At 54.8% G+C, this 17,895-nt stretch carries 14 protein-coding genes; all 14 read right to left on the reverse strand.

Annotated features, from left to right (window positions below; translation table 11 throughout):
• On the reverse strand, positions 1–3,144 hold the full coding sequence (locus tag ORG26_RS07055) for a SusC/RagA family TonB-linked outer membrane protein (protein WP_266367977.1): 3,144 nt from the start codon (positions 3,142–3,144) through the stop codon (positions 1–3).
• A 408-nt stretch (positions 3,145–3,552) separates the two neighbouring features.
• Positions 3,553–4,953, reverse strand: a complete 1,401-nt coding sequence (gene lpdA / locus ORG26_RS07060) for a dihydrolipoyl dehydrogenase (RefSeq protein WP_266367979.1) — start codon at positions 4,951–4,953, stop codon at positions 3,553–3,555.
• Positions 4,954–5,053: 100 nt separating this feature from the next.
• Positions 5,054–6,700 (reverse strand): 2-oxoglutarate dehydrogenase complex dihydrolipoyllysine-residue succinyltransferase, encoded by a 1,647-nt coding sequence (gene odhB / locus ORG26_RS07065; protein ID WP_266367981.1) that lies wholly within the window; start codon positions 6,698–6,700, stop codon positions 5,054–5,056.
• 95 nt (positions 6,701–6,795) lie between these two features.
• Positions 6,796–9,570: a 2-oxoglutarate dehydrogenase E1 component gene (locus ORG26_RS07070; RefSeq protein ID WP_266367983.1), complete on the reverse strand. Its 2,775-nt coding sequence runs from the start codon at positions 9,568–9,570 to the stop codon at positions 6,796–6,798.
• A 129-nt stretch (positions 9,571–9,699) separates the two neighbouring features.
• Positions 9,700–10,356, reverse strand: a complete 657-nt coding sequence (locus ORG26_RS07075) for a response regulator transcription factor (protein WP_266367985.1) — start codon at positions 10,354–10,356, stop codon at positions 9,700–9,702.
• Positions 10,357–10,446: 90 nt separating this feature from the next.
• Positions 10,447–11,259 (reverse strand): sensor histidine kinase, encoded by an 813-nt coding sequence (locus ORG26_RS07080; protein ID WP_266367987.1) that lies wholly within the window; start codon positions 11,257–11,259, stop codon positions 10,447–10,449.
• A gap of 138 nt (positions 11,260–11,397) precedes the next feature.
• Positions 11,398–12,075 carry a hypothetical protein gene (locus tag ORG26_RS07085; protein WP_266367988.1) on the reverse strand — a complete coding sequence of 226 codons (678 nt, stop codon included), beginning with the start codon at positions 12,073–12,075 and terminating at the stop codon, positions 11,398–11,400.
• Entirely contained in the window at positions 12,068–12,757 is a 690-nt protein-coding gene (locus tag ORG26_RS07090; protein ID WP_266367990.1) for a hypothetical protein, read from the reverse strand. Before ORG26_RS07090 ends, ORG26_RS07085 begins: the two co-directional genes overlap by 8 nt.
• A gap of 15 nt (positions 12,758–12,772) precedes the next feature.
• Positions 12,773–13,150 carry a hypothetical protein gene (locus ORG26_RS07095; RefSeq protein WP_266367992.1) on the reverse strand — a complete coding sequence of 126 codons (378 nt, stop codon included), beginning with the start codon at positions 13,148–13,150 and terminating at the stop codon, positions 12,773–12,775.
• A gap of 38 nt (positions 13,151–13,188) precedes the next feature.
• The gene (locus ORG26_RS07100) at positions 13,189–13,869 is read right to left on the reverse strand and encodes a hypothetical protein (RefSeq protein ID WP_266367993.1); all 681 of its coding nucleotides are present in this window, start codon (positions 13,867–13,869) and stop codon (positions 13,189–13,191) included.
• A 15-nt stretch (positions 13,870–13,884) separates the two neighbouring features.
• Positions 13,885–14,304: a hypothetical protein gene (locus ORG26_RS07105; protein ID WP_266367995.1), complete on the reverse strand. Its 420-nt coding sequence runs from the start codon at positions 14,302–14,304 to the stop codon at positions 13,885–13,887.
• A 448-nt stretch (positions 14,305–14,752) separates the two neighbouring features.
• Positions 14,753–15,613 carry a glucose-1-phosphate thymidylyltransferase RfbA gene (gene rfbA, locus ORG26_RS07110; RefSeq protein WP_266367997.1) on the reverse strand — a complete coding sequence of 287 codons (861 nt, stop codon included), beginning with the start codon at positions 15,611–15,613 and terminating at the stop codon, positions 14,753–14,755.
• A gap of 95 nt (positions 15,614–15,708) precedes the next feature.
• Positions 15,709–16,767: a dTDP-glucose 4,6-dehydratase gene (rfbB, locus tag ORG26_RS07115; RefSeq protein WP_266367999.1), complete on the reverse strand. Its 1,059-nt coding sequence runs from the start codon at positions 16,765–16,767 to the stop codon at positions 15,709–15,711.
• Positions 16,768–16,816: 49 nt separating this feature from the next.
• A complete protein-coding gene (gene galE / locus ORG26_RS07120; protein WP_266368001.1) occupies positions 16,817–17,833 on the reverse strand; it encodes a UDP-glucose 4-epimerase GalE in 1,017 nt (338 codons plus the stop codon).
• Positions 17,834–17,895 lie beyond the last annotated feature (62 nt).

Consider the following 17,895-nt stretch of genomic DNA (forward strand, 5'->3'; position numbering starts at 1 on the left):
TTACAGGTTAAAGCTGATGTTGAACCCAACGGTGCGCGTGGTCGGAATCTGCCCGTTTTCGATGCCCTGGAGGTTGCCGTCGTTGTAGTAGCTCGTTTCCGGATCAATGTGCGGTACGTTGCTGTGCAGCAGGGCGAGGTTCCGGCCCACCACCGACAGCGCTACGTCGCGGAACGGCAGCCGCTTGAACACCTGACCGGACAGCACGTAGGTCAGGCGTACTTCGCGCAGTTTCAGGAAGCTGCCGTCAAAAATGGTGGCTTCGTTGTTGGTCAGCGAATAGTACTTCTTATGCCATTCCTCCGACGAGATCCGGGTGGTGTTGGGCACGTAATTCGGTTCGGCAGCCGTTCCGACGTTGACAACACCCTGTCCGACAATGCCTTCCTCGCGGCCCACCAGCGTTTCCTGAAGGACGCCCGTGTACCGGCCGATGTTGACCGTCTGCGAGAAGATGTCGCCGCCATGCTTCATGTCCAGCAGGGTGCTGAGCGACAGGTTTTTGTAGGAAAACGTGTTTTGCAGGCCACCAATCCATTTCGGCGTGAAGTTGCCCAGAATGCGGCGGGTCGGGTCGATCTGCGGAAAGCCTTTGGAGTCGTACACGATGTTGCCCTTGGGGTCGCGCAGGAAGCCCTGGCCGAAGAACGTCCCGTACGGCTGGCCCACCCGTGCTTCCACCGACATGCCGCGGATGGTGTAGTTCGTTGTGGTCTGCGTCAGCGGGTTGTAAACGGTGTTGAGCTGGTAGGTCGTCAGGCCCTCGCCCAGTTCCACCACCTTGTTGCGGTTCTGCGCCCAGTTCAGGGCCACGTCCCACTGGAACGGTCCGGCTTTGACCGGCGTGACGCTCAGCTGCACTTCGATGCCTTTGTTCTGCAGTTTACCGGCGTTCATCAGCTTGGAGTTGAAGCCCGTCGCCTGCGAGATGTTGACGTCCAGAATCTGGTTGAACGACTCTTTGTTGTAGTACGTCACATCAACCCCGACGCGGTTGTGCCACAGCTTCACTTCGGCTCCCACTTCATAGGAGTTGGTCAGTTCGGGCTTCAGGCTGGCGTTCAGCATGGCGTTGTTCTCCGAAAGCGTCGGCGTGCTGCCCCAGGGGTTTTCGTACTTGTAAGCCTGAATCAGACGGTAGGCATCCGTGTCGTTCCCCACCCGGGCGACACCCGCGCGAACTTTGGCAAACGAAAGCACCGGCGAGTTGACGTTGAAAATATCCGTCAGAATGGCGCTCACGGCCGCTGAGGGGTAGAAATACGAGCGGTTGCTCGACGGCAGCGCACTCGACCAGTCGTTGCGGGCGGTCAGGTCCAGAAACAGGTAGTTGCGGAAGCCGATGTTGGCCGAAGCGTACAGGCTGTTGACCGATTTTTCGGTGAAGGAGTTCTCGGCCACTTTCGCCTGCCGGGAGTTGCCCAGATTCCAGACGCGCGGAATCGCGAGTTCGGTAGCGCCCATGTAATTGCGCTGGGCGTAGTTGCGGCGGTGGTTACCCCCGACGTTGGCCGTCACGTCGAACTCCCCGAATTTCTGGTTGGCGTTCAGCAGGAAGTCCGAGTTGGATTCGCGCACGAAAATCTGCTCCTCGTTATAGGTGTCGAACTGTTTGGCTCCGTTCAGGTTGTCGATCCGGGCGGCGCTGCGGGTTTTGCGACGGTCGGCGTATACGTCCGTTCCGGTGCGGGCCGTCAGCGAGAGCCAGGGCGTAAACTTGTAGGTTGCCTGCACGTTGCCGTAGATCCGGTCGCGCTCGTTGGCCCGCGTGCTCAGGTTCAGCACGTAGTACGGGTTTGTCCAGTAGTTGTAGTTCCAGTTGTACTGGTAAATGCTGCCCGGCGCCTGGTAGTTTTTCAGCTTATCCATGTCCACCTGACGGCCAAACCAGATAAAGTAAAGCCCCCAGTTGGTGCGGTTGTCGCTGCCGTCCTTCACGTAGTTGCCCGTTGCCCGGACGTTCAGTTTTTTGGTCAGGTTCCAGCCGGCGTTCAGCGATACCGTGCGGCGTTTGTAATCCGTGTTGGGCAGGATGCCGGTCTGGTTCAGATCTGTGAACGACAGGCGGAAGTCGCCCTTATCGCTGCCGCCGGTAATGGCGATGTTGTTGGTAAACGTCCGGCCGGTTTCGAAGAAGTTCTTGACGTTGTCCGGATGCGGCACAAACGGCGTCGGCGTGCGCGTTCCGTCGGCGGCGATCGGCGAGTCGAACTGCGGAATCAGGCGGCCGTCCATTTTCGGACCCCAGCTTTCGTCCACCCCGTCGTTGACGCCTTTGCCCGTTCCATCGACGAACGAAAACTGGCCTTTGTTGCCCTGTCCGTATTCGTTCTGCCACTCCGGCATCCGGAACACATCGTCAAACGCCGTGTTGGAGTTGACCGAAACGCCGATGCCTTTCGCGCCTTTTCCGCTTTTGGTCGTGATCAGAATGACCCCGTTGGCCCCGCGTGAGCCGTACAGTGCGGCGGCGCTCGGCCCTTTCAGCACGCTGACATTTTCAATATCATCCGGGTTCAGCGACGACGCGCCGTTGCCGTAATCGATGCCGGTCCCCGAGCCGTAGTTGCCGTTGTCGATGGGCACCCCGTCCACGACGAAAAGCGGCTGGTTGTTGCTCCCGATCGAACTGGCACCGCGGATCAATATACGCGAGGACGCGCCGGGGGCTCCGTTCGACCCTGTAATCTGCACCCCGGCAATTTTCCCGGAGAGCGCGTTGACAAAGTTGGTCGTGCGGGCCTGTGTCATCTGCTTGCCGCTCACCTCCTGAACCGAGTACCCGAGTGCTTTCTTTTCGCGGGTAATGCCCAGGGCCGTCACGACCACCTCGGCCAGTTGAGAAGCGTCTTCCTCCATCGAAATGTTGATCACATCCCGGTTGCCTGCGGCAATCTCCTGGTTGACAAAGCCGATGAAAGACACAATAAGGGTTGCGTTGGCGGGGGCGCTGACGGAATAATCGCCCTGCGCGTTGGCGGTCGTTCCCCGATCCGTTCCTTTGATGATTACGTTTGCGCCGGGCAGTCCGCTGCCGTCCGCCGCGGAGACAATTTTCCCGGTAATTGTCCGGCTCTGCGCAAAGGCTGTACCCAGCGTACAAAGCCAGAGCACCAGCCACAAGCCTGTAAATGATCGCTTCATAAGTTAGTTTTGGTTTACTTAAAATTTAACAATTCCTACATAGCGACGGAATGGAAAGCCATTCTGTTGTTCGGGAAGCTTGAGCAAAACCAGGTCATTTTGTTTAACAGAGGCCCTTTTTAAAAACCTCTCTGCGAAACCTGACTCTAACAAAGAAAATTAACTTTCTACCACAGAAGCAACCATTTGCAGAATATAATTTTACAAAAATTTAATAATTTAAAATTTCATTACATAATTTTTAAATATTGTACAACATTATAGTATAAAATAACTATCAGCCATAATTATATTTCACTATAGAGCCAGCATTTTCCATAAATCAGAAAAAATATAACTTTTCCATTTTTAAGGGCACAAAAAAACCCGGCCATTTCTGGTCGGGTCCTTTATTCTCCAAAGAATCGATTACATGTGAATCGCGCGGTTTTCCGTAGCGGCCAGACAGGCTTCCTTCATGGCTTCGGTATAAGTCGGGTGGGCGTGCGACATCCGCGCCACGTCCTCGGCGGAGGCCCGGTACTCCATCGCCACCACAGCTTCGGCAATCATATCGGCCGCCCGCGCCCCGATGATGTGGACGCCCAGAATTTCGTCGGTCTGTTTGTCGGCCAAGACCTTCACCAGTCCGTCGAGGTCCATAGAAGCCCGTGCCCGGCCCAGCGCCCGGTAGGGGAATGAACCCACCTTGTAGGCTTTACCTTCCGTTTTCAGTTCTTCCTCGGTGTAACCGACGCTCGCCACTTCCGGCCAGGTGTACACAACGCCCGGAATGAGCCGGTAGTTGATATGCGGCTTCTGGCCGGCGATGGTTTCGGCGGCAAAAACGCCTTCTTCCTCCGCCTTGTGGGCCAGCATGGCTCCGCGAATAACGTCACCGATGGCGTAGATATGCGGCACGCTGGTCCGGAGGTGGTTGTCTACTTCAATCCGGCCCCGATTGTCGGCGGCCAGACCGGCCGCTTCCAGATTGAGCCCGTCGGTGTACGGACGGCGGCCCACCGAAACAAGGCAATAATCGCCTTCCAGCGTAATCTGCTCCCCTTTCGGCGTGTCGGCTTTCACCACGACGCCTTCGCCCGTATTTTCCACGCTCGTGACTTTATGGCTGAAGTAGAAGTCCGCACCGAGCTTCTTGACGGCACGTTGCAGTTCCTTCCCCATCGTCTTGTCCATCGTCGGAATCATCGAGTCGGCAAACTCCACAAACGACACTTTGGCACCGATGCGGGCATAAACGGAACCCAGTTCGGCACCGATCACCCCGGCGCCGATGACGATCAGGTGTTTCGGAACTTCCTGCAGCGTCAGCGCCTCGGTGGAGGTGATGATGCGCTTTTTGTCGATTGGCATCGACGGGAACGAGGACGGTTTGGAACCGGTAGCGATGATGAAGTTCTTCGCCGTAATCTGCTCCGTGCTGCCGTCTTCCTTCTTCACATTCAGCGTGTTGGCATCGGCGAATGAGCCAAAGCCCTGGTGCACGTCGATCTTGTTTTTCTTCATCAGGAACGACACGCCCTGCACGTTGGCATCAACGACCCCCTGCTTGCGCTTAATCATCTGCGGCAGGTCAACCTGAAGGTCGGCCAGTTTGATGCCGTGCTCCTCGAAGGTATGGGCGGCGTTGTAAAAATGTTCCGAAGAGTCCAGAAGCGCTTTCGAGGGAATACAGCCCACGTTCAGGCAGGTGCCGCCGAGGGTCTTGTATTTCTCAACGATTGCCGTTTTGAGCCCCAGTTGCGCGCAGCGGATGGCCGCTACATACCCCCCGGGACCGGAACCGATTACGATAACATCGTATTGCATAAAAGTTGTATTTTTTAATACAAAACCAAGTTAGGCTTATATAAAACGATAGTGCTACCAAGGGCAGCACTATCGATAAACAGAATAGGCAACGAAAAAATTAAACGCCCAGCAGAATCCGGGTCGGGTCTTCCAGGAGCTGCTTGACGCGGACCAGGAAGCTTACGGATTCTTTGCCGTCGATGATGCGGTGGTCGTACGAAAGGGCCACGTACATGATCGGGCGGACAACGATTTCTCCGTTCACCACCACCGGACGCTCCACGATGTTGTGCATGCCCAGAATGGCCGACTGCGGAGCGTTGATGATCGGCGTAGACAGCATCGAGCCGAAAATACCGCCGTTCGTGATCGTGAACGTACCGCCCTGCATCTGGTCGATGGTCAGCTTGTTGTCGCGGGCCAGACCGGCGAGACGGATGATTTCCTTTTCAATCTGCGCGAAGTCCATCTGCTCGGCGTTCCGGATCACGGGCACCACCAGGCCCCGCTCGGTCGAAACGGCGATGGAAACATCGCAGTAATCATTATACACAATCGAGTCGCCGTCGATCATGGCGTTCACGGCCGGGAAGTCCTGCAGGGCAATCGTTACGGCTTTGGTGAAGAACGACATGAAGCCCAGGCCGACCTGATGCTTGTCTTTGAACTTGTCTTTGTACTTGGCCCGCAGGTCCATGATCGGCTTCATGTCCACCTCGTTGAAGGTCGTCAGCATGGCCGTTTCATTTTTCACCGCCACCAGACGACGGGCGATGGTCCGGCGGAGCGAACTCATCCGCTCCCGGCGCTGTACGCGCGTTCCTTCCCCGCTCACTGCCGGCTGGGGAGCCGGAGCGGCTGCGGGTTTGGCCGGAGCCGGCTGAGCGGCAGGCTGCGGCGCGGCGGCTTTCTGGGCCGACTGGGCATCTTCTTTGGTGATGCGGCCACCAACACCCGATCCGTTCACTTCCTGCGGATTGATGCCTTTTTCGGCCAGGATTTTAGCGGCGGCGGGCGACGGATGATTAGCAGCGTACGAGGCATCCTGCGCCGGGGCGGGGGCCGCCGCGGGTTGCGCAGCCGGGGCCGGAGCCGCCGGGGCAGATGCCGCTGCAGGAGCGCCGGCACCTACTTCGATGCGGCAGATAACGGCACCAATCGGCAGGGTTGCACCGGCTTCGGCGACAATCCGGAGTGTTCCGGCCGCTTCGGCGGGCAGTTCAAACGTCGCTTTGTCGGATTCCAGTTCGCAAAGGACTTCGTCGAGGGCCACCTGATCGCCGTCTTTTTTGCTCCAGGCAGCGATGGTTACTTCCGTGACCGATTCGCCGACCGTCGGGACTTTCATTTCAATAACCTGGGCAGAAGCCGGCTGTGCGGGTTCAGGCGCGGGGGCGGCACTCGGCGCGGCGGCCGGTTCCGCTGATGACTGAAGCGCAGGGGCGGCCTGCTGGGCAGGGGTTTCGGCCTGAGGAGCCGGGGCGGGCTGTGCCGGGGCAGCGGCCGGAGCCGCAGCGCCGTTTCCGCTTCCGTCGGCATCAATAGTACAAATAACGGCACCGATTGGCAGTACATCGCCTTCCTGAGCCAGAATATGCAGTACGCCGTCGGCCTCCGCCGGGAATTCAAACGAGGCTTTGTCAGACTCCAGTTCGCACAGCACCTCGTCGCGTTTTACGACATCTCCTTCTTTTTTATGCCACGTTCCTACGGTTACTTCAGCAATGGACTCCCCGACGGGGGGAACTTTCATTTCAATAGCCATATTTTTTTTAGGTATGAGGTATAAGGTAGGAGGTATGACACAGAAGGTTTCTTGGGACCTCATTGTTCATACCTCATACCTCCTGCCTGCAATTATTATTCAAACGCCCGACGAACGATGTCGGCTTGTTCCTGCGTATGGACTTTGGCAAAACCGGTAGCCGGCGATGCGCTCGATTTGCGCGACACGCATTTCAGGCGGACAGCGGGCCACGAGCGGAGCAGGAAGGTGTAAGCTCCCATGTTTTCCGGCTCTTCCTGCACCCAGAACAGTTCGACATTCTTGCCGTACTGCGCCAGCACTGCATTCAGTTGCTGCTGAGGTAGCGGATGCAGCTGTTCCAGACGCACAACGGCCACGTCTTCGCGGTTGTCGGCCTGCTGTTTCTCCAGCAGATCGTAGTAGACCTTACCCGTACAGAACAGAACGCGCTTTACCTTTTTCGGGTTCACGAAGGTGTCGCCGAGCACTTCCTGGAAGGAGCCTTTCGTCAGCTCTTCCAGCGGCGAAACCACCTGCGGGTGACGCAGCAGCGATTTTGGCGACATCACGACCAGCGGCTTCCGGAACGGCCAAGCCAGCTGGCGGCGCATCAGGTGGAAGAAGTTGGCGGGCGTCGTTACGTTGGCCACTACCATGTTGTATTCCGCGCAAAGCTGGAGATAACGCTCCGGACGGGCGTTGGAGTGCTCCGGTCCCTGGCCTTCGTAGCCGTGGGGCAGCAGCATCACCAGGCCGTTCATAATACCCCACTTCGATTCGCAGGACGAAATAAACTGGTCGATGATTACCTGCGCGCCGTTGGCGAAGTCCCCGAACTGCGCTTCCCAGATCACCAGGGCGTTCGGATTGGCGAGGGCGTACCCGAATTCAAATCCGAGGACCCCGTATTCCGAAAGCAGCGAGTTGTAGATCTGCAGTTTCTGCTGCTCCGGCTGAATGTGGTTCAGCGAGTTGTACGAATCGTTGGTCTGCGCATCGTGCAGGACGGCGTGGCGATGCGAGAACGTGCCGCGCTGAACATCCTGGCCGCTCACGCGGACCATCTTATTTTCGGTCAGGATCGAACCGTAGGCCAGCAGTTCGGCGGTACCCCAGTTGACCTGTTTGGTTTCAAAAATCATCCCGTTCCGGTCGCGGAGCAGTTTGTCGATCTGCTTCAGCGGCTTGAATCCTTCCGGAATCGTTACCAGTGCCTTCCCGACTTTTTCCAGCGTTTCCAGGGGCACGCCGGTTTCGGGCGACTGGTGGAAGTCCTCCGCATTGCTGTGCCGGAGTTCGGCCCATTCGCGGTCGAGGCGCAGGGGTTTGTACGGAATTTCGGCCTTTTGTTTGACCATGTCCAGCCGGTCCTGCAACTGCTTCTTGAACTCGGCGTCCATGTTCGCCACCAATTGCGCATCTACGTCGCCGCGCTCGATGAGCTGCCGGTTGTAGATTTCGCGCGGGTTGGCGTGTTTGTCGATGAGCGCGTACAGGGTCGGTTGCGTGAATTTCGGCTCATCCGACTCGTTGTGTCCGTGACGACGGTAACACACCATGTCGATGAACACGTCGCGATTGAAGCGCTGCCGGAATTCAACGGCCAGTTTCGCCACGAAAATCACCGCCTCCGGATCGTCCCCGTTCACGTGGAAGATCGGCGCGTCGATGATTTTGGCGGCGTCGGAGCTGTAGATCGACGAACGGGCGTCTTCAAAGTCGGTTGTAAAACCAACCTGGTTGTTAATGACGAAGTGCAGGGTACCGCCGGTGGTGTAGCCCGCCAGTTTCGCCATCTGGGTCACTTCATATACAATGCCCTGTCCGGCCACGGCGGCGTCGCCGTGAATCAGGATAGGAACGATTTTGTCGAAGTTGCCCTGGTATTCCTCATCGGCCTGTGCCCGCACAAATCCTTCGATGACCGGGTTAACGGCCTCCAGGTGCGAGGGGTTTGGAGCCAGCTTCACGCTGATCTGCTTTTTCGACGGGGTTTCAATCAGGCTGGAATAGCCGAGGTGGTATTTCACGTCCCCGTCGCCGTAGACCTGGTCGGGGATATTTCCTTCAAATCCGTCGAAAATGCTTTCGTAGGATTTCCCGAGGATGTTGGCCAGCACGTTCAGGCGGCCGCGGTGGGCCATCCCGATCATCACTTCCTGAACGCCCAGTTCGGCCGAGCGGGTAATCATCGCGTCGAGGGCGGCGATTGTCGTTTCGCCGCCTTCCAGCGAGAAGCGTTTCTGACCGAGGTATTTGGTATGCAGGAAGTTTTCGAAAACAACGGCTTCGTTCAGTTTTTCGAGCGTCCGCTTTTTCTCGTCGAGGGAAGGTTTGAAGGAAAGGGCTTCTTTCTCGATCTTGTTCCGCAGCCAGTTTTTAACGTCGATCTCCCGGATGTACATGTATTCGAAACCGATATGCCCGGCATAGATGGCTTCGAGGGTTTCCATGATTTTCCGCAGCGTGGCGGCCCCGATTCCCAGCAGATTTCCGGCCTGGAATACGGTGTCCAGATCGGCGTCCGAGAGGGCGTAATCTTCCAGCGTCAGGCGGGGATTGCGGTTTTTACGCGGGCGAACGGGGTTGGTTTTGGCCAGCAGGTGCCCCCGCGAACGATACGCCTTAATCAGACTGGCAACGGATACTTCTTTTTCGGCATGCCGGACGTCGGCAGCGGGCTTCGCGGCGGCGTGGCCGTTGGTCCCGTTTCCGTTAACCGCGGCGGTTTCGCCGTTGCCTTCTTCACCGTATGCCTGAGAAAATTCAAATCCTTCAAAAAATTTCTGCCAGCTCGCATCAACCAGTGCCGGGTCCTGCTTGTAGGACCGGTAGAGTTCGTCAATGTAAGCCGCTTCGGAGTTAGCTATATACGAAAATTTGTCCATGATGCGGTCACACCCTTGTTTAAGGGGCAAAGGTAAGCCAACTCCGGTAAACTCAGTACAATTTGTTGTAAGATTCTATGGCAAATAAGCAAATTTAAAGGTTAGAGAGAGGTTAAGCCAAATGTATGTTCAGACGAGGTTATTCTTGAAGGCGAAGGCGACCATACCGGCGGTGTTCTTGGTCCCGGTTTTCTCCAGAATCCGGAGGCGATGGCCTTCTACGGTGCGGGGACTCAAAAACACTTTTTCGCTGATTTCGGCCGTAGAAAGGCCTTCGCAGATGAGTTTCAGAATCTCTTTCTCCCGTTCCGACAGTACAACTTTGCTGTTGTAGAGCGAAGGCTGCTTCACGACCGGCGCTTTGCTGGTCATTTTCCGGTGCATGACTTTGGACACAAAATCGTTCAGGTAGACACCGTCTTCCATGACCCGGTGCACGGCCTTCTCTACTTCATCTATATCCGCATCCTTCAGCACGTAGCCGCTCACGCCTTTTTCGAGCAGGTGCAGTACGAATTTATCCTCATCGTGCATGGTCAGCATGATGATTTTCATGTGGGGATGATTTTCCCGGATGTAATCCGTCGCGGCGATTCCGTCCATGACGGGCATTTCCAGATCCAGCAGCACCACATCGGGCAGGCGGCGGGTCAGCTTCTCAATCAGTTCCTGTCCATTGCTGGCCTCCAGGACCAGTTCAAAATCGGTAATCTGGCTTAGCACCGAGGCCATCCCCTTCCGAAACAGATTATGATCATCGGCCAGTGCAATGCGAATTTTTTTCATAAGTAAAAATGATAGGTCTCCGCAGGAAGCGACTGTTGACGCGAATCAAAATCCTGAGAAGGGGTACATGGTAAATCATAAATGTCCGGTTCAGGCTTCGACGAGCGCACGGGGGGCCTCCACCATCTGCGGCATGCGGACCTGTACGTGCACCCGCGTTCCCCGGCCCGGGGCGGTGTCGAATGTCACGTTTCCGTCTACCACCGACAGGCGGCTTTCAATGTTTCGCAGTCCCAGTCCACGTTTCTTGTCCTGTAAGGTCTCGTCCAGATCGAAGCCGCTGCCGTTGTCGACCACCGACAGAAACAGGGCCTCCCGTTCGCAGTGCAGTTGAATCTGAATATGAGTGGCGTTTCCGTGCCGGATGGCGTTGTTGGTCAGTTCCTGGGTAATCCGGTACAGCATCAGGCTGGTACTCTGCGGCAGCGACGCGATTTTCTCCGGGCAGGTCAGTTCGACATGCACGTCGCCCTGGCTGGCTTTTTCGGCCAGTTCTTCGAGCGCCGAGCCGAGTCCGAATCGTTCGAGGGTAGTAGGCACGAGGTCCCGGCTGATGCGCCGGACGTTGGCGATGGTCTCATCGAGCAGCGACCGCGTTTTCTGCACAAACATGGCCGATCCCTGGTCGTCGGCATCGATACTCCGGCCCAGCTGGTTGAGGCTCAGTTTGGTCACCGAAAGCATCGTCCCGATCTCATCGTGCAGGTCCTGGGCAATCCGGCGCCGCTCCTGTTCCTGTGCCTGAAGGGTGGCGGCCATCAGTTCCTTGCGGTTGGTTTCCTGCATCTCTTTCATGGCGAGTTGCTGCCGAATCTGTTTTTGCTGATAATAGGCGACGAAGACAATAATGAATATCGCCATTACCAGCAGTACGGCTGTCCCGACCGCTATGTACAATTGCATGTAGTTGTCCACGGCTATCAGCTTTGCAGGAACACATATAGGCCAACCGCCGGGCCGACCTTTTCATTTTTCTTAAGCCGAAAGGTAGGCAAAGTTACCTTTTCGTGCAACGGAGAAGTTACCCGATTGTATAAATGGTCAAATCGCGGTTTCCAGTACTTCTACCCGGCGGACCCAGAAGGCGGTGCCCATCACCAGATACATGAATCCCGCCCCCCATTGGGCAAAAAGCCAGTAGGCCTCGTATTTCGTGTTGAAAAGGGAAGCGTTGAAAAAGGGGAACTGAATTGTCAGCAGAATAAAAAGGGAAGCGGAGGCGTACAGAATAATTCCGACGCAGTTCCAGAACATGGCATGCCTCAGCATGTTGGACACGTGCATCTGGGTTATCATTCTCCGGAAATACAGCAGAACGAATCCCAGGAGGATGAGCCGTTCGATGGCCAGCAGATGTTCAACTATCCTCGTCCATTGAAAATCGCTGGCAAAAATCAGGGAGTAAACCGCAACAATTGCCCCGACACTCCATTTCTCCGACGCTTTCACGGCCCCCCGCGTAAAGGCGACGCCCATGCCCACGACGGTCACCAGCGAAATAAGGGAAAACAGAAAGTGGTTGTTGCTTCCCTGAGAGGCATAGTGGATCAGCACCAGTTCAATTCCCAGCGTCACGGCGATCATACCCAAAATCGCCCGGTTGGCAGAGTCCATGAACCGGAAGTTGATGATTCCCGAGAGAAAGCTCACCAGCAGACAATAGTCCATCAGGAAGCTGGTGGGATATTTCTGGATGAGATGGATGTAAGGTTCAAGCATGATAGCCATTCATCTGCCCGTGCTGCATTTCCTTTTTATTCAGCCAGAATGAGACCGTAACAAAAAGGTAAAAAACAGCGCTAAAATATTGTGTAACCGTCCACGACCAATCAAAAATGTTTTGCGGATTTTCAACATCCAGCGTAAATGTAGAAAAGAGAAAAATAAATAGCGTGCCCGCGCTAAAAAGCAGCAGTCCCGCGCTAAACCAGAAGGCCGCATGGCCGATAATATTGGCGACCTTTAACTCTGATAGCACATTCTGAAAGAACATTAAAGCAAAAGCAATAAAAATCAATCGCTGAATCCCAATAATATAATTAGAAATAATACTCCATTCGAAGCCGTATAAATAAATAACAAAATAGATAATCGATAAGGCAGCAATAACTCGTTTTTTTCTTTTGCTGTTGATGTATAAATAAAAAAAAGCAGAGAAGCAGAATAGTTCGGCCAGCGAAAAGAAATTAACCAGAAACGTATTATTCCATTTTAATAGCGCATAAACAATCATCAGGCTTTCAACCAACACCGCTATTCCCGAAAACAGAAGCAGCACCCGGAAGCCTTTATCCAGATATTTTAGCTGCCGTATGCCAAATCCGAAACTGATAACCAGAAACAGGTAGGGTACAAAATCATGCGGATATTTAGCAACGATTTCAAGTAATCGGTTCAGCATACGGCAGCAGGTCAATTATTTACAATGCGGCGGACAAACCGGCCCATCGCCCAGTTCACCGTCCCGTCCCTCATCAGACACCATGTCTTTCATGCCTGCTTTGTCCAGCGGAACCAGTTTCCGGATGTCTTCTCCTTTTTCGTCTACGCCAACCAGGACGACCCGGGGAATAACATGGTCCTTCCCGTTCAGCTTTTCCTGCCGCTTCGCCTGGTAAACGCGGATTCCGACGCAACCCGGCTGGTTAAGGATTTGCTGTAGATTATGGATTCCGAAAAACTCGGAGCGCACGCACTCATCATCCTTCAGATCAGCCTTTTTGTCGCGGTAAGCCTTCTTTAATTCTTCCGCTTCCGATGATTTCAGAAAGCGGCCTTCATTTCCGGTGAACATATTGTGTGAAAAGGTTTAAACGTGGTTTCGCAGTAAAATTAAGACAAAGACTGGTTATCTACTCCTTCGTACTTGCTGACCCAAAGGCCGACGGCCGCAAAACAGCAAAAGATGACGTACATCATCTGCCCGAAATTCCAGTAGTAAACAAAAATTTCCGGGTCCGACTGGGTCGAAAAGATTATTTTCGAAAATAGATAAACAAAAAAAGTACCGGTTGCCTGAAGAATTAATCCGCTTCCTACCCAGAATAAAGAATGAATAAGGATGTTAGCAATTCGCAATTCGGACAGCAGGTAATTAAAGTACGTTAAAACGATAATGATGTTAAATACTTTGGAAAGGACCAGGGTTTCGGAAGATATTTCGGCATTACTCCAGAAAAGAAGGCCGGCAATTGTGGTTAACAGTAAGGTATAAAGGATGTATCTTTTGGTTCTTTTATTTTTCAGATTCCCGATGAATATAAAATAGACCAGTATAGCCTCCAGCAGAGCCGAAGTATTGTAAAGGAACAGATTACTGATCTGTCTTGCGGCGAAATAATCAGAAACGGAGTCTCTGAGTAAAATAAGCGCCAGTAACAGCATCAGCGCCTTCATTCCCGGGCCGAGCCTTTTAAACTGAATAATTCCGGCAGCAATGGGTACGACCGTAAAAACTTCAGCAAAAATGCTTAACGGAAACTTCTGAACAAGGCTTATAAAATGGTCCAGCATTAACGTGGAAAGTGATCATGGTGCACACATCTGCGGACAAGGCAGCCCGTCGCCCAGCGCTTCACCATCTCCATCCCCTTTCAAGCCTACGGGACTATCAAAAATATCCGAGCCGTCGGCCCGGGTACCTACCAGCACCAGACGCGGGCGCAGTTCCCCTTCGCCTTCCCGGGTCACGTTGCCATCCGCATCCTCCCAGCGGAAGCCGTAATAAATCCGGATTCCCACGCAGTCCTTACGCCCCAGCAGCTGGTTAATCCGGTTGATTCCGAAGAATTCCGCCTGGGTGAGGTCGCCCACCTTGTAGCCTTTTTCCCGGAGGTATTCCAGTTCTTCCTGACCAATTTTTTTATACAGGGAACGGCGCTCCAGGGCATCGGCGCCCCGCAGGAAGGTTCCTACATCGCCATTGTACTCTCTTTGTTCAAAAGCCATGATAGACAGATGGGTTCGGTTTGTTTTAGGTTGTACAAGTTTACTGCCTTTCTGCAGACATACAAAACACAACCGCTCAAACGAGCGCCCATAATCAAATGATTATCAAGGTTTTTACCGATAAATAATTGAAGGAAAATGCGTAAAAGTACGCAGGGCGCAGAAAGAAACCGCGTACTTTCCGGGGAGATACGGACAGTCACAAAAATCCGGGTTTCTGCTCTACCGCCGGAGTGATATAGGTTGCACTTTTGCAACGGGGATTGGTTCTTTCTGCCCTCTGGCAGGTAACCAAAGACTTCTCATCTCATAGGTTAGGTTTAGGGAAAACGTCTCGGGGCTTCGCGGGACGTTTTTTATTTGCCATAAAGCCGGAAAGGCTGTGCATGCCCGAATCTGGTTCCCCAATTCCTGACACGCACAGCCTTTCCGGCTTCTTTTGTCGCTTTTATTTCAGCAGATTCAGCAGATACTGCCCGTACCCGCTTTTTACCAGTGGCGTAGCAATCGAACGGAGTTGATCAGCATCGATGAAGCCCATGCGGTAGGCCACCTCTTCGATGGAGCCGATCTTCAGGCCCTGGCGCTCTTCGATGACCTGCACAAACTGCCCCGCCTGCATCAGCGACGGGAACGTGCCCGTATCGAGCCAGGCCGTGCCCCGGTCCAGAATACCCACGCGGAGTTTGCCCCGCTCCAGGTACACCTTGTTCACGTCCGTAATCTCGTACTCGCCCCGCGGACTCGGCTGGAGGTTTTTGGCGATTTCCACCACCTCGTTGTCGTAGAAATACAAGCCCGGAACGGCGTAGTCGGACTTCGGCTGAGCCGGCTTTTCTTCGATCGACAGGGCGTTTTTGTTGTCGTCGAACTCCACCACCCCGTAGCGCTCTGGATCGCCGACTTTGTAGGCGAAGACCACGCCGCCGTCCGGATCGTTGTTGGCCTGCAACAGTTTGGAAAGACCGGAGCCGTAGAAAATATTGTCACCCAGAATCAGGGCGACCTTGTCGCTGCCGATAAAATCCGCGCCGATGACAAAAGCCTGCGCCAGCCCGTTGGGCTCGGGCTGCTCGGCATAGCTGAACTGACAGCCTACCTGTGAGCCATCGCCCAGCAGTTTGCGGAAGTTCGGCAGATCGTGGGGCGTCGAAATGATCAGGATTTCGCGGATACCCGCCAGCATCAGGATCGACAGCGGGTAATAAATCATCGGTTTGTCGTAAACCGGCATTAATTGCTTGGAAACGGCCAGTGTCAGTGGGTGCAGCCGCGTGCCGGAGCCCCCGGCGAGGATGATGCCTTTCATATTTTTAGTGAGTGAATGAGCGAATGAGTGAATAGCTTCGCCGAGAAGCAGGCATTTGAAAAAGCGGAGCTATTCGCTCATTCACTCATTCGCAATTAACGATTTGCGTACATGTCTTGGTAATACTTCTGGTAGTTGCCGGACGTGACGTTGTCGAGCCAGGACTGGTTTTGCAGGAACCAGTCCACCGTTTTTTCCAGCCCTTCGGCAAACTGCAGGGACGGCTCCCAGCCGAGTTCGGTTTTCAGCTTGGTGGAATCGATGGCGTACCGCAGATCGTGGCCGGCGCGGTCGGTGACGTACGTAATCAGTTGCGCGGAGGTTCCTTCCGGACGGCCCAGCTTACGGTCCATGATGCTGCAGAGCAGGTTCACCAGGTCGATATTTTTCCACTCGTTGAAACCGCCGATGTTGTAGGTATCCCCGGTTTGACCGTTGTGGAAAATGACGTCGATGGCGCGGGCGTGGTCGATGACGTAGAGCCAGTCGCGGACGTTTTCGCCCTTGCCGTAGACCGGCAGCGGCTTGTTGTTGCGGATGTTGTGAATCATCAGCGGAATCAGCTTCTCGGGGAAGTGATTCGGGCCGTAATTGTTGGAGCAGTTGGAGACAACCGTCGGCAGGCCGTAGGTATTCTGATACGCCCGTACAAAATGGTCCGAAGCCGCTTTGGAAGCAGAATACGGCGATTTCGGATCATACGGAGTCGTTTCGGTGAAGAACTCGTCGGGGTTGTGCAGCGAGCCGTACACTTCGTCGGTCGAAACGTGGTAGAAGCGCTTGCCTGCAAAGCCCGACGGGGCCCAGCTGCTCTTGGCGGCGTTCAGCAGGTTGACCGTCCCTACGACGTTGGTCATCACAAACGACATGGGGTCGGAGATCGAGCGGTCCACGTGCGATTCGGCGGCCAGGTGAATCACGCCGTCAAACGACGTTTCCGCGAATAACTGGGCCAGAAACTCCGCGTCTGTGATGTCGCCTTTGACGAACGTGTAGTTCGGCGAATTTTCGATGTCGGTGAGGTTTTCCAGGTTCCCGGCATAGGTCAGTTTATCCAGGTTGTAAATCTGGTACTCCGGATATTTCTGAACGAACAGCCGGACCACATGCGAACCGATAAAGCCGGCCCCGCCGGTAATCAGAATCTTTTTCATTGTGTTTTGAGTCTCTGGTTTCGAAGTGCTGATGGAAGGGGCCCCGAAACTACTTTTTTATTAAATTCTGCTGCCAGCGCCAAGCATCGCGCAGGCTGTCGGCAGCGGTAAGCTCGGCTTTCCAGCCCATCACGTTATTTACTTTATCGACCTGGGCGTAAATCTGCTCCACATCGCCCGCCCGGCGCGGCCCGATGGCATAATTCAGCTTCAGATTATTGACTTCCTCGAACGTTTTGATCAGTTCCAGCACCGTGTTGCCGTTGCCGGTTCCGACGTTGAAAATATCGTAGAAGCTGTCGGCTTCCTGCCGGTCGAGCAGGCGCAGGGCCTGCACGTGCGCCCGGGCCAGGTCCACGACGTGGATGTAGTCACGGATGCAGGTTCCGTCCGGCGTGTTGTAATCGCTCCCGAAAATGGTAATTTTTTCGCGCATGCCAGCGGCGGCCTGGGTGATAAACGGCACCAGGTTGCTCGGAACGCCCAGCGGCAGTTCGCCGATCAGCCCGGACGGATGCGCCCCGATGGGGTTGAAATACCGCAGCGCCACGGCCCGGATCGGTGCTTTCGCCGCCACCGTGTCCCGGATGATGTCTTCGCAAATGGCTTTGGTATTTCCGTAGGGCGACTGGGCGGGCTTGCGGGGTGTCGCTTCGGTCACCGGCAGTTGATCCGGCTGGCCGTAGACCGTACAGGAAGAGGAAAACACGAAATTTCTGACTCCGTACTGCTGCATGGTCTCCAGCAGCAGCATCGTGGAATCGAGGTTGTTCCGGTAGTATTTGAGCGGCTGTTCGACCGATTCCCCGACGGCTTTGTAGGCTGCAAAGTGAATCACGCCTTCGATCTGTTCATCACGGAAGATGCGGTGAAGCGCGTCGGCGTTGTTGCAGTCTTCGGAATAACAGATGACCTCGCGGCCCAGAATCTGCCGGAGCCCGTCGAGAACCGACGTTTCCGAATTGGAGAAATTGTCGATAATGACCGGCTCGTATCCGGCGTTTACTAATTCGACGACGGTATGCGAACCAATAAAGCCTGCCCCGCCCGTTACCAGTATTTTCATTTGCTATGGGTTACGATCTTGTTTGCTTCGCTGTCTGGCAACTACCGGACCGTCCCTCGGTG

Origin of the sequence: Tellurirhabdus rosea, assembly GCF_026278345.1 — a bacterium.
GTDB lineage: Bacteria > Bacteroidota > Bacteroidia > Cytophagales > Spirosomataceae > Tellurirhabdus > Tellurirhabdus rosea.

Coding starts and splice junctions, on each gene's coding strand:
- rfbA (WP_266367997.1), bottom strand. CDS start 15,613: ATGAAAGGCATCATCCTCGCCGGGGGCTCCGGCACGCGGCTGCACCCA.
- ORG26_RS07055 (WP_266367977.1), bottom strand. CDS start 3,144: ATGAAGCGATCATTTACAGGCTTGTGGCTGGTGCTCTGGCTTTGTACG.
- ORG26_RS07100 (WP_266367993.1), bottom strand. CDS start 13,869: ATGCTGGACCATTTTATAAGCCTTGTTCAGAAGTTTCCGTTAAGCATT.
- lpdA (WP_266367979.1), bottom strand. CDS start 4,953: ATGCAATACGATGTTATCGTAATCGGTTCCGGTCCCGGGGGGTATGTA.
- odhB (WP_266367981.1), bottom strand. CDS start 6,700: ATGGCTATTGAAATGAAAGTTCCCCCCGTCGGGGAGTCCATTGCTGAA.
- ORG26_RS07070 (WP_266367983.1), bottom strand. CDS start 9,570: ATGGACAAATTTTCGTATATAGCTAACTCCGAAGCGGCTTACATTGAC.
- ORG26_RS07080 (WP_266367987.1), bottom strand. CDS start 11,259: ATGCAATTGTACATAGCGGTCGGGACAGCCGTACTGCTGGTAATGGCG.
- ORG26_RS07085 (WP_266367988.1), bottom strand. CDS start 12,075: ATGCTTGAACCTTACATCCATCTCATCCAGAAATATCCCACCAGCTTC.
- ORG26_RS07075 (WP_266367985.1), bottom strand. CDS start 10,356: ATGAAAAAAATTCGCATTGCACTGGCCGATGATCATAATCTGTTTCGG.
- ORG26_RS07090 (WP_266367990.1), bottom strand. CDS start 12,757: ATGCTGAACCGATTACTTGAAATCGTTGCTAAATATCCGCATGATTTT.
- rfbB (WP_266367999.1), bottom strand. CDS start 16,767: ATGAAAAAGATTCTGATTACCGGCGGGGCCGGCTTTATCGGTTCGCAT.
- galE (WP_266368001.1), bottom strand. CDS start 17,833: ATGAAAATACTGGTAACGGGCGGGGCAGGCTTTATTGGTTCGCATACC.
- ORG26_RS07095 (WP_266367992.1), bottom strand. CDS start 13,150: ATGTTCACCGGAAATGAAGGCCGCTTTCTGAAATCATCGGAAGCGGAA.
- ORG26_RS07105 (WP_266367995.1), bottom strand. CDS start 14,304: ATGGCTTTTGAACAAAGAGAGTACAATGGCGATGTAGGAACCTTCCTG.